This window comes from Sporosarcina sp. G11-34, assembly GCF_026931025.1.
On the sequence record NZ_JAHNZW010000005.1, the window covers coordinates 233,011 to 245,344 of the forward strand.

The window sequence follows — 12,334 nt, forward strand, 5'->3', positions numbered from 1 at the left end:
TTATTATCCGAACAGTAAAAGTTAGAGTAATTTAAATATTCACACACCATTTATTACCCTCATAATATTTTGGGCAGCAATCTCCCAGCTATGAGTCGTTTCGAAATCTTTATAGTTGCTTGATGGAATTGAATTTAAAGAATTAAAGACATTTCCAATATTACTAAATTTATTATCAATAACAAATCCTATGTCATTTTTCTCTATTACCTTTGGTAGTATTCCTAAATTCATTGTAATAATAGGTTTTCTTAATTCCACTGCTTTATAAACGGTACCCGGCATCGAATAATCAGAATAAACACGCCAATAAAAATCTATTAAACCTTCAAACTCTTTTTCATTAAATCTATAGAACCCATTAATAAATAATACTCTTGAATCTATTTTTAAAAAGCGTAAAGTTTCACTATCCTTCTTCAAGTAATATTCCTCAAGGGGACCTATAATAATTGCGCGTATTATTATATTCTTTTTTTCTCCTTCTTCAATTAATCTTTTTATTGTTCTATAATGCTCTGTTTTATGATTGGCCTTCCCCGCACAAAACGTAAAATACACCTTATCTTTATATACTCTTTTCTCGTTTTCCACAAAATCCACAATTTTTTCGTAAATAAAATCTTGATTTGGGTATACTTCAGACCCATTAGACATATTTCCGAATGTTATATAGGAAAGATCGTTTTCCTCAATATGTAAGTATTTTATTGCAACCTCCTTTAACTCTGGATCTGTTACAAATACTTTATCTACATATCTTAATAGTAACCTTCTTCTATAAGAATTGATTTTTTTTGAGTAAACATAGGTTTCCCTATCTATATTATGACAGATCCATAAAACTTTAGACTTTAAAATCTTCATTAAGTTATATTCAATATTCTCAAATAATATTTTCAATAAATTTTTGGGTAAATTATCAAAATCGTTTAAGTATCTATAAATTATCGCTTTTGGTTTACCATATTTAAATAAACATTTAATTATTTTGAAGATGTTATAGATAGGGTTATTAGGTAAGAATATCACTTTAATATTACTTTTTTTAAGTTCTTCTGAAATTCTAAATGATTTAATGTCTTGTTTTTCCATCAATATGTAATCCATGTTTTCTTTTCCTTTCTCTAGTCTCACTTAAAATTTTAATAAGTAAGAATATCAATATCCAAAATGAAAATTCTTCTATTAAATCATTAAACCAGTTAGAAATAAAATAAAAAATAAAGCAAAATGAAAAAATAACTAGATGAAATGATTTGTGTGTTACAGAAACACTATTATCCTCTTTAATTGCCAAGAAGCTTTTCAGTAAAATAACTATAATGAAAGTTGTTAGTAAAACTAAAGATAACAATCCAAATCCAATCCCAAAGTTTATAAAACCATTATGTGCATGAATTTGATTTTGGGTCAATGTATAAAAGCTATTGGGACCTAATCCTCGAAATGGATGATTTAATAAATAATCTAATCCCAGTTGAAGATTTCTCTCCCTTGCTCCAGACAATGTGTCTGCCTGATCAATGGTTGTTTGTATTATCCTTCGATCTATCCAATCTCCTAATAGAGTCCTGAAATAAAGATAGATTAAAGTATATAAAAAAACTATTACTAGAAGAGCTTTTCGAATCCATACTTTAATATCTACTTTCCGGGAAGTGTTATTCAAATATATCAAATTAAGGATGTACAGTACTACCATATACAGTATAAGAAATAACAATGTCTGTCTTGATCCTAAAAGTAAGACCAAAATTAAAAACATTATTAGTGAAAAAAAAGATAATACCTCATTGGTCCTTGTTGTTTTAATTACACTTAAAACTATAGGTATATTAAATATATTCAAGAATATTAATCCTGTTAAGTATCTATTTAAACCCATTGGAAAAAAACTATTAAAATCGGTTCTTAAAGAAAAAAAGTTATTAAAATCAATTTTAATAATAAATACCATTATTAACCAAGTTGTAATTATTACAGCTACGCTGAACTTAATAGTACAATTAATAAATATCTTTATAAATTTTTCATTTACATCAAATTCAATAGTACTCAATATAATAATAAAGATAGCTAGCATTAACCAGAATAATGAATTAAATATCACGCTAGAAATACTAATATTTAAATTAGGCGATGTTATATATGTTAATAATCCACTCGTGAAAATAAATAATGATACAACTATTAATAATTTACTTTCTGGAATTAATTTCATACCCCTGGCCGATATACTTCCAAATATAATTACTTTGAATAGAATAAATAAAAAAACAATTCTTTGGGTTGTCACAAAATTAGGTAATCCAAAAACTTGTCCATTAAAATTATAAATTAAAGTAATAAAAACTAGTGAGATAAATACTAAATTAAATTTTTTTTTATTGATTCGCATTTTATTTATCTCCTACTTTAATTATATTTATCTCTTTTATATTTTTGATCAGTATCCAATAACAATAATAGAAAAAACCACCAAAAACTGCTATGAATAATAAGAATTCACTTGTAATACTTGAATTAACAAACACTATTTTGGATTTAGTAATAATAAATAGCAACTCACAAAATAAAAAAAGTGATATTAACTTTAGATTACCCTTAAAGAGACTATTGATTTTTACCTTAAGGTATTTCATGCAAACAGATGTGACAATTATAAAGTTCAAAAGAATAGATAGGAAAACCCCCCACGATACCCCTTGTATTCCCCAACGGCTACCAATTACTGTGAAGGTTATTACACTGGTTGCATAAAAAAATTGAAGATTTGCATGTACATATACTTTACCTTTTGATTTTAGTATAGTATCTGATATTTTATAGCCACCCCTGAATAATATGGATAATGATAATATTTTAATCGCTATAATTGCAGTATCCCATTGATTCCCCAATACTATCAGAACAAATATATCGGTTAAGTTCAGTAAGAAGGCTATAATACACAAAGATATAATTACATTAATTGTCAACATCTTTATAAAGAATTGTTTCAATAACTTATCATTAGTTTGTTCCTTTGATAAGATTGGAAACATAACTTTATCCATTGCAGTATTGACTATAGTGATGGGCATCGAGATAAGTTGATAAGCTCGAGAATAATTACCTAAACTAGTACTCCCTAGCATTTTTCCGACAACAAAATTATCTCCTTGTAAAGCTACCTGGTTAAATATTCTACTTATTGAAATACCTATTCCAAATTTCAATAGCTCTCTTGACTCTCTTATTACCAAAGGGACTTTAAAATCCATCTGAACTTTTGGTATAATAAAGAAAAACTTAATAACATTTTGCATAATATAACTAATTACTATAGCCCAGTAGTTCCCTAGAATCATTGCAAATATTATTGAAAACAAAAAATATCCAATATAGCTAAAAATTTGAACAGTAGCTAAGTATTTAAATTTTAATTTTCTATTCAATAAAGATTCCGGAACTACGATAATACTTTGAATAATTACGCTTATAGTCAATATCTTTATTACATTTTGTAGTTCATTAGTATTAAAAAAACTAGATATTAAATTTGATCCGAAATATAAAACTGTAACTATTATTAAACCAAAAGTAATTGATAGAAAAAAAGCGATTTTAATTTGTATATTTGTTAAATCTTGTTTTTGAATAACCGCTGGCCCGATACCCATTAACGAAAATATTGATAAGAATGCTATTATTGCTAAACTTAAGTTGGCTATACCGAAATCCTGGGGCGTGAGAATTCTAGACATTACTACCAGTAATATCACCTGTAATACTGTTTGGGTAAAGGTACCTAAAAAGGTCCAGAACATGCCACTTTTAATATTTCTTAACATTTGTACCTCTCTCATATCTTTTTGTTTTTTCGAAAAATAACTATTAGGTTGTCCTTACCTACTCTTAAATTAAACAGCCAATCAAGGCCCCTTCCTTTCCCTACCTTATTTATTTCGAAGAACTTACTTCCAAAAACATGCTCCTTCTTCAACTAACTATATGCCATTTCTTTCAATAAAGTTCTATGGTGAAACACTTTATCTCTGTCTTTCGTTGTCATTCAGAATCTATTCAATAATTCGGCTCCACAGCCCCTACTTTATGATGAATACCTACTCTCCTATAGTTAATCGTGCCTTCGAAAGAAAACAGTCTTGACATCTGGTATTGTGCTGAAAAGCTGGTCATTTATGGTTGACTAGCAGCGCTAAGTCGTTTCTACCAATTCGTTGCATAATAGGATAACTCCACCTCATGATCCAACACACCTCCAAAACGTAAGCAGCAAACTTTGCTTTGGCAGGCATATCACAGTCCCGTATATTGAATGCTTCTTTCCATGAATTTATTTCAGTAAATTCTTTATGCCATTGTGAACTTCCCTTTCCACTTAGCCACCTTCCGATTAGCCAACCCAACCAAAGTATCTTTCATCTCTTCATTACCCATATCAAGCAACTTACCCATCACATACTCCATCTCAAGTTCACTAATCGGCTCGGCCTTCCCAACAAAAATCTTTGGAAACACATACTCACTCTGCCTCTCATTCTCATTCAACAATTCTTCAAACAACTTCTCACCAGGTCGAATCCCCGAAAATTCAATCCCTATCTCCCCTTCATTAAAGCCTGAAAGTTTAATAAGGTTCTTAGCAAGATCCACAATCTTCACCGGTTCACCCATATCAAGGACGAACACTTCACCACCTGCCGCTAGCGTCCCTGCCTGAATCACAAGCCGAGAGGCTTCCGGAATCGTCATAAAATAACGCGTCATCTCAGGATCCGTCACCGTAATCGGACCGCCTTTAGCTATCTGTTTCTTAAACAAAGGAACCACACTACCACGAGAACCTAGCACATTCCCAAATCGGACAGCTGCAAATTTCGTTTCGCTTTTCTTCGCCAAATTCTGCACAATCATTTCAGCAAAGCGCTTCGTCGCCCCCATGACGTTCGGTGGATTCACTGCTTTGTCCGTAGAAATCATTACAAAATAAGGGACGCCGAAGGTGTCCGCTGCTTCTGCAACATTCTTCGTACCAAAGATATTATTCTTAACAGCTTCCATTGGGTTTGCTTCCATTAATGGAACATGCTTATGCGCAGCTGCGTGGTACATCACATCTGGTTTATGTTTACTTACGATATCAAAGATACGATTTCTATCTTTTACATCGGCAATGATTGGAATGATTTCTGTATCAGGTGAAACCTTTTGACGTAATTCCATGTCTATATTGTAGATAGAACTCTCTCCGTGCCCAAGTAGAATCAATCGTTTCGGTCTAAATTCACTCACTTGCCGACAGATTTCAGAACCGATTGAACCACCTGCGCCTGTAACAAGTATTGTTTTATTCGTCAACTTGTCCGCAATTGCTTTAAGGTCTAGCTCGATTTCATCGCGGCCTAGTAGGTCTTCGATTTTCACATCTTGCATATCGTTGACGGATACTTTCCCTGTCATTAAATCTTCAATGCGTGGAATGGTCTGTGTGCGGATACCTGTATCGACACAAATCTTCATTAAATCCGCTAATTCCCTTTTTCCAAGGGATGGAATTGCGATGACAATTTTTTCGATGTCATTATCTTTCACTAGTTCCGGAATACGTGCCTTATCTCCGTATACTTGTAACCCGAAGATTTCTAACCCGTTTTTGGTTTGGTCATCGTCAACAAATAGGATGGGCTTCATGCCCGCTTCGGGGTTATTGAGGACTTGGCGCACAATCATCGTACCAGCTTCTCCTGCTCCGATGATCATTGTCCGTGTTGTCGCATCCCCGTTATGTTTTGTAAGGGTATCTCGCATGAGCCGCCATGATAATCGCGATCCACCGATAAGAAGGATATGTAGCATCCATGTGAGGAGTAGTGCGCGTACATAAACATTTTGCGTAACGATTAGTTGCACCGCAAACACAACGATAATCGTCCAAGTAACTGCTTTGAATATCGATTTGAGCTCTCCAATTGACGCATATGCCCATTCTTTTCTATATAAGCCGTAACGCCATGCGATGACGTGGTGGGCAATTTGAATGGTGATTGCACTTATGAGTAACGTCTCGTTCATAAATACATTCGTAAACGGGTTCAATATGAAATAGCCTATGTAAATCGAAAACCAAACAATTAAGGAGTCGACGATAAATAGCAGACTTATTCTCTTTTTAAGTGTCATAGGTAACCCTCTCTCAAACAAGTAATATAGGTATATTGATATAGCAATTACATTAATTGGGATATCTTATTAACTAACTCATCTGAGTTATTATAGCATTTCAGCCTATCAATTACCACCTGTTTTTTGATTCTAGCTCATTTGGTTCCAGCTGAATGAAGTCTTCATTTGGTAAGATTCTGCGTTATTCTCAAGGTAAGATATCTACTGTGTTATGAAGATTATTCGAAGTTTTTCTAACGTCTCGTTCTTGGATACACGTACTGTGGGGTTATATGCGTGCAGAGTTCCAATGATATCTGTAATGCCTTGTTGAATAGATTGTTCTAGTGTAGCTGGTTCATCGTCCACATTTGGTAGTATGAGTGTATACATGTCTAGCACTCTACTTTTCACCTTAGCTAAGTTGACCATTGTAAAAAAGAGTAAATGAATACTTTCATTTACTCTCCAGTTCCGTAATATTGGTAATAGTAGTGGTCCTTGTCGAGTACGAAGTTATTTAACACGGCTCCGATAATATTGGCTTGTGAAGCAACAAGTGCTTCTTTTGTTTTAATGACGCCTTCTTTTTCTGTTTGACCAGAACTCAATACAAGGATGGTGCCATCGCATTTATTTGAAAGGATCTGTGCATCTGTCACCGATAGAACTGGCGGTGCGTCAAAAAGGATGATGTCATAGTGATTTTTCATTTCTTCTAATACTTTGTCCATGGTGCGCGAGCTGAGTAATTCGGCTGGATTTGGTGGAATCGGTCCACATGTAATAATATCGAGCCCTTCTGTTTCGCTTTTGTTAACGACCTCAGAAAATGTCGCTTGGCGCGTAAGTAAATTCGACAATCCCAAGGTATTTGTCATATGGAACGTATAATGAACGGTCGGTTTTCGCATATCAGCATCTACAAGGAGTACACGTTTTCCTTCTTCCGCATAGACCACTGCCGTATTCGCTACAACTGTTGATTTACCATCACCAGGTGAAGCTGATGTTACTAAAATTGTTTGCAGTTCTTTATCCGGCATAGAGAAATTGATGTTGGTCCGCATTGTGCGAAATTGTTCTGATACGATTGATTTTGGGTTGACGCTCGTCACGAGTTTACGGGCCGCTGTTTGCATACCTTTTTTCTGTTTAGCTTTTCTCGCCATTTCAACCCCTCCTTCTTCTATTTGTAACTTCGACTTTCATCTTCTCGATGTCCTTATCCGGGATTGGGCTTACTAATCCGATGACTGGTAGACCGAGTAACTCTTCTATATCTTCTTCTGTTTTCATCGTTGTATCTAAATACTCAAGTAAGAATGCAATACCAACACCGAGCATCAGACCAATCACGGCTGCAATCGCCATATTAAGTTTCGGGTCTGGTTTAACAGGTGACGGGTTCTCCGCCAACTCTGCCGGCGCAATGATTTTTACGTTATCAACATTCATCATTTCTTTTATTTCTTCTTGGAAGACTGTTGTAATGGTATTGGCAATTTCAACCGCGGCTGCCGGATCCGGATCGCTTACTCCAATTGTTACAACTTGTGAGTTTTGAACGTTACCGACTGTCACTTGTGCATTAAGTGCCCCCACCGACATATCTAAGTTAAGTTCGTCGATGACTTTTGACAGGATGACCTGACTCTTTATAATGACATTGTATGTATTTATTAGTTGTAAATCTGTGTTTATATCTTGCGAGGTTGTTGGCGTTTCTTGTTTCGTTTGATTGACGAGGATTTGTGTTGAAGATTGATAGATTGGTGTCAGTAACCAAAAGCTAATGACGCCACTCACAGTAATCGCAATAATTGTAATCAAAGCTATAAGGCCAATTCGTTTTTTTAGCGTTTTAAATAGTTCTTGTAAGCTAATCGTTTCTTCCATGTGTTATATACCCCTTTTTTCTTCACTAATAATTGCCATAAGTCTCATCCTACCATAATGCGACAAAATTTGATATATGAATTTCGACGTATATGTGAGATAATCGAAGTATTCACTATACTACATAAAACTACAAAAACAGACTTGTATGAAAGGAGTAGCAAATGAATAAAAAGACAGTATTTGCTTACATAGTATTAATTGGCTGTATCGCACTACTTATCGGGAGTTACATGCAGTGGAAAGAAAAAACCTCTTCATTCCAAGGCGGTGCTAGTGAACAAATTACCACGGAAACGGCACCTACCGACAAAATTGAACAACCTTTGAAACCTGAACTAGAAGTCGAACGTCTACTAACATTGACGAATCATGTCGATGAAAGCGTTCAAGATGTTTTCATTAAACGGTTGGAAGCTAACGAGAAAGTCAACTTCCTAATTGCAGGGTCCACCTCAATGGAGGACGGTGCGCCGGGTTATGCTGAACAACTAAGTTCTGCGCTAGAAGAGGCGTACGGAGATTTTATCGAAGTAACTATAGAAGCATTCGACAAAACTTCTGATTTATTTATCCAAAACTTGAGCACTGAGATTGATTTTGACAAAGGATTTGATGTCGTCTTATTTGAACCGTTCACATTGAATAACAACGGTGAGGTTTCGATAGATGATGAACATCAACACATTAAAATCTTCCAAGAACGTTTGAAGGAAGAAACTGAAGATGCTGTCGTTGTCCTTCATCCGCCAAACCCGATTCATGCGGCTTCATACTATCCGACACAAGTGAGTGCCCTTAATTCATTCGCAGAATCAGCAGGTATCCCTTATATCGACCACTGGAAACAATGGCCTGATCCAGATACTGATGAAATAAATGATTATCTGGATGATAATGGTTCACCTAATAAAGAGGGTGCTGAGGTTTGGGCTAATGTGTTGATTGAGTATTTTGTAGGTAAGTAAACTATTTAAGCTAAAAAACGCTTAAAGGTTTTATTGGAGGAATGGAAAATGAGCAGAGCTGCTAGAAGGAAAAAGAAAAGAGTGTGGCCGTGGATTGTTGGCGGGATTGGTCTTGTCCTACTCGCTGTAATTGTTTACGGTGTGATGATCTACTTGAACTTAACGAAAACTGCGAAGAATATGCACGAACCGATCGACCGTGAAGTATCGGAAATGCGCGTCCAACCTGTCGCCTTCAAGGACAAGGAACCTTTCTCTATGCTTGTCTTAGGCGTCGACGAACGTGATGGAGATAAAGGTCGCTCGGATACACTTATCGTTTTAACGGTTAATCCTGAAACAAACTCAACAAAAATGGTCAGTATCCCGCGTGATACATATACAGAGATTGTTGGTAAAGATATAAAGGATAAGATTAACCATGCATACGCCTTTGGTGGCATTGAAATGGCGCTCGCAACCGTCGAAAACTTCTTAGACATCCCTATTGACTACGTCATGCAAGTAAATATGGAGAGTTTTAAAGATATTGTAGATGCTGTTGGTGGTATTACTGTAAATAATGCATTGGATTTCAATGTAGGTAGTTACACGTTCCCTAAAGGTACAATTGAATTAAACGGTGATAAAGCACTTGATTTCGTCCGCATGCGTAAACAAGATCCACGCGGAGACTTTGGACGTCAAGACAGACAGAAACAAGTCCTTCAAGGGGTTATACGTGAAGGCGCATCTGTTAATAGCTTGTTAAATTATAAAGACATTTTCGGTGCCATTGGTAACAACGTTAGAACGAATATGACTTTTGACGAAATGGTCGAAGTCCAAAAGAATTACCGTGCAGCAGCAGGTAAAGTCGACCAGCTGTACATCGAAAAAGGCACAGGAGAAACAATCAATAAGATTTGGTACTACATGATGAATGATGCTGAATTACAGAGCATACAGGATGAGTTGAAGGAACATTTAGAGTTGAAGTGAGAGAAGCAAGGCCGCGGCCTTGCTTTTTTTTGTGGCTAGAGGGTTGGCCGGGTTTAGCGGTAGGCGCGGACATCTTCTTAGATTGAGAGGACATCATTGGCCGCCGACGAGGATTGGGCGGACATTCCCCATGATTAGGAGGACAACCTGGAATTGAGAGGACATCTAGCTAGATTCGGCGGACATCCGGAGGAATCCGTAAGGATTGGGCTGACAACTTGCCCGATTCAGAGGACGAGCTTTAGGCCCTAATGAAAAGGGATGCCGCAGCATCCCTTCCTCACTGCTTTTGAATTAGTGCTGAACTGTTCACCGCAGCGGACAACTTCGGCAATTGCGAGGACATCATTGGCTGTCGACGAGGATTGGGCGGACATTCCCCATGATTAGGAGGACAACCTCGGATTGAGAGGACATCTAACTCGATTCAGCAGACATCAGGAGGAATCCCTAAGGATTGAGCGGACAACTTGCCCGATTCAGAGGACGTACTTAAGGGCTGAATGAAAAGGGATGCCGCAGCATCCCTTCCTCACTGCATTTGAATTAGTGCTGAACTCGTCGGCGCAGCGGAGATCTTCCGCGGTTGAGTGGACATCATTGGCTGTCGACGACGATTGATCGGACATTCGCGATGATTCGGAGGACAACCTCGGATTGAGAGGACATCTAGCTAGATTCGGCGGACATCCGGAGGAATCCGAAAGGATTGAGCGGACAACTTGCCCGATTCAGAGGACGTGCTTTAGAGCTGAATGAAAAGGGATGCCGCAGCATCCCTTCCTCACTGCATTTGAATTAGTGCTGGACAGGTCACTGCCGCGGACAACTTCGGCAATTGCGGGGACATCATTGGCCGTTGTCGAGGATTGGGAAGACATTCCCCATGATTCGGAGAACAACCTCGGATTGAGAGGACATCTAGCTAGATTCAGCAGACATCAGGGGGAATCCGTAAGGATTGAGCGGACAACTTGTCCGATTCAGAGGACGAGCTTTAGGCCCTAATGAAAAGGGATGCCGCAGCATCCCTTCCTCACTGCATTTGAATTTGAATTTTAGAAAGCCACTTCGACTAGCGAGGTGGCTTTTTTGGTTCGAAGGGGATTCCTTTTGGCCAGTAGTATGTTGTGGCTACGGACTTCCCTTCTTTATTGAGACGTAGTGAATTTAGTGCATAGTATGCATCGTCTTTATTTTTCAGTTGAAGGAAGTTTCTACATTGTTTATTTGTGATAGAGCCGCTAATGAGCATGAACCAATCCTGGATTGACCGCAAGTAATTGTTTGGTTCGACTAAATTGCACTTTTTGCAAAAGCGTTGTTTGTGATTTTTTAAGCTCATTGTTGAGTTACATATCGAACAAAGTTGTCCCCTTTTCAGAAGGTTTGCATCGAGTCTATAGTATTTGCAAAGGGGATATGGACTGTAGTCCGTTTGCTCTCGCTGTATTAACTCGCTCATTTTCTTCAGCTGGGTGACGTTGTACATCGTCGGTCCCCTTTCCATTTCGCGCAAGAAAATAGACAACCTTTTCAGGTAGAGTATTGGTGAATTTGGTGGCACTAGTTTTACGGTTGCGTTTTTACTGGGAAGGATGATTTGACTTTGGACTTCGACGTTCACGCCTCTTTTCGAGAGCCATGACTGCAAATTCACTCGCGCTACTTCAAGTTGCGTTAGCGGGCATTCCATAATTGTTTCCTCCCCGTTCGGAAGGACTCTTCTTAATTGGTGGGGATTTGTTTGGAAATAGAGTTCACCTGTAATATTTTTAATTTCAAGATGGAATACATACTGTTCGGTCAAAATAAGGGTATCAATTTGGAAGGTGTGCCCCGGGAAAAGGGCTAGATGGACATCTGTGAGTATGATCGACGACTTGGGGAGCTCGAGAAGTTCGAGATATCGGTCGACTTTTTGTTCTCCTGAATAACCTGCTTCAATTTGGTAAAGTTTTTGCGCGAAATCTAGTTCTTCTTGGCGCGGATACTTTGGCGGTAATCGGGCGATAAGCCTTGGTAATGCGTATAGTAACTCTGGTTTTTTCCTCGTTATTTTGATTGGCCTCTTCTCCGTTTCTGATTTATTAGTTAGTTCTATTAAAAGATAACAGGTTGGACAGGAAACGACAATAGGGTTTCACGATGGAAAAGGGATGCGGCTGGCATCGCTTCTACTGCATTTGAATTAGTGAGGACATCATAGGTGATTGAGCGGACATCCTCAACTTTGCACCTGGATTGCTGGGACATTCCACACCATTCGGCGGACAACTCGAGATTGGGAGGACATTTTGCTGGATTCAGCGGAC

General features: G+C 37.4%; 9 protein-coding genes. 2 read left to right on the forward strand and 7 right to left on the reverse strand.

What is annotated here, in order from left to right:
• Nucleotides 1-39 precede the first annotated feature (39 nt).
• From KSU66_RS09100 to KSU66_RS09125, 6 genes are all read right to left on the reverse strand, one after another.
• Complete coding sequence (locus KSU66_RS09100) at nt 40-1,110, reverse strand: hypothetical protein (RefSeq protein ID WP_269051125.1); 1,071 nt, start codon at nt 1,108-1,110, stop codon at nt 40-42.
• Nucleotides 1,076-2,401 carry an O-antigen ligase family protein gene (locus KSU66_RS09105; RefSeq protein WP_269051126.1) on the reverse strand — a complete coding sequence of 442 codons (1,326 nt, stop codon included), beginning with the start codon at nt 2,399-2,401 and terminating at the stop codon, nt 1,076-1,078. The genes KSU66_RS09100 and KSU66_RS09105 overlap by 35 nt, the downstream gene beginning before the upstream one ends.
• A 1-nt stretch (nt 2,402) precedes the next feature.
• Nucleotides 2,403-3,851: a lipopolysaccharide biosynthesis protein gene (locus KSU66_RS09110; protein ID WP_269051127.1), complete on the reverse strand. Its 1,449-nt coding sequence runs from the start codon at nt 3,849-3,851 to the stop codon at nt 2,403-2,405.
• 508 nt (nt 3,852-4,359) lie between these two features.
• The gene (locus KSU66_RS09115; RefSeq protein ID WP_269051128.1) at nt 4,360-6,189 is read right to left on the reverse strand and encodes a polysaccharide biosynthesis protein; all 1,830 of its coding nucleotides are present in this window, start codon (nt 6,187-6,189) and stop codon (nt 4,360-4,362) included.
• A gap of 443 nt (nt 6,190-6,632) precedes the next feature.
• Entirely contained in the window at nt 6,633-7,343 is a 711-nt protein-coding gene (locus KSU66_RS09120; protein WP_329958795.1) for a CpsD/CapB family tyrosine-protein kinase, read from the reverse strand.
• A gap of 1 nt (nt 7,344) precedes the next feature.
• A complete protein-coding gene (locus KSU66_RS09125) occupies nt 7,345-8,070 on the reverse strand; it encodes a YveK family protein (protein WP_269051129.1) in 726 nt (241 codons plus the stop codon).
• Nucleotides 8,071-8,234: 164 nt separating this feature from the next.
• On the opposite strand from KSU66_RS09125, the gene KSU66_RS09130 reads away from it, so the two are divergent.
• A complete protein-coding gene (locus KSU66_RS09130) occupies nt 8,235-9,038 on the forward strand; it encodes an SGNH/GDSL hydrolase family protein (RefSeq protein WP_269051130.1) in 804 nt (267 codons plus the stop codon).
• Nucleotides 9,039-9,086: 48 nt separating this feature from the next.
• Complete coding sequence (gene tagU, locus KSU66_RS09135) at nt 9,087-10,019, forward strand: polyisoprenyl-teichoic acid--peptidoglycan teichoic acid transferase TagU (RefSeq protein ID WP_269051131.1); 933 nt, start codon at nt 9,087-9,089, stop codon at nt 10,017-10,019.
• Nucleotides 10,020-11,094: 1,075 nt separating this feature from the next.
• Here tagU and KSU66_RS09140 read toward each other — a convergent pair.
• Nucleotides 11,095-12,156 (reverse strand): nuclease-related domain-containing protein, encoded by a 1,062-nt coding sequence (locus KSU66_RS09140; protein WP_329958799.1) that lies wholly within the window; start codon nt 12,154-12,156, stop codon nt 11,095-11,097.
• Nucleotides 12,157-12,334: the final 178 nt, after the last annotated feature.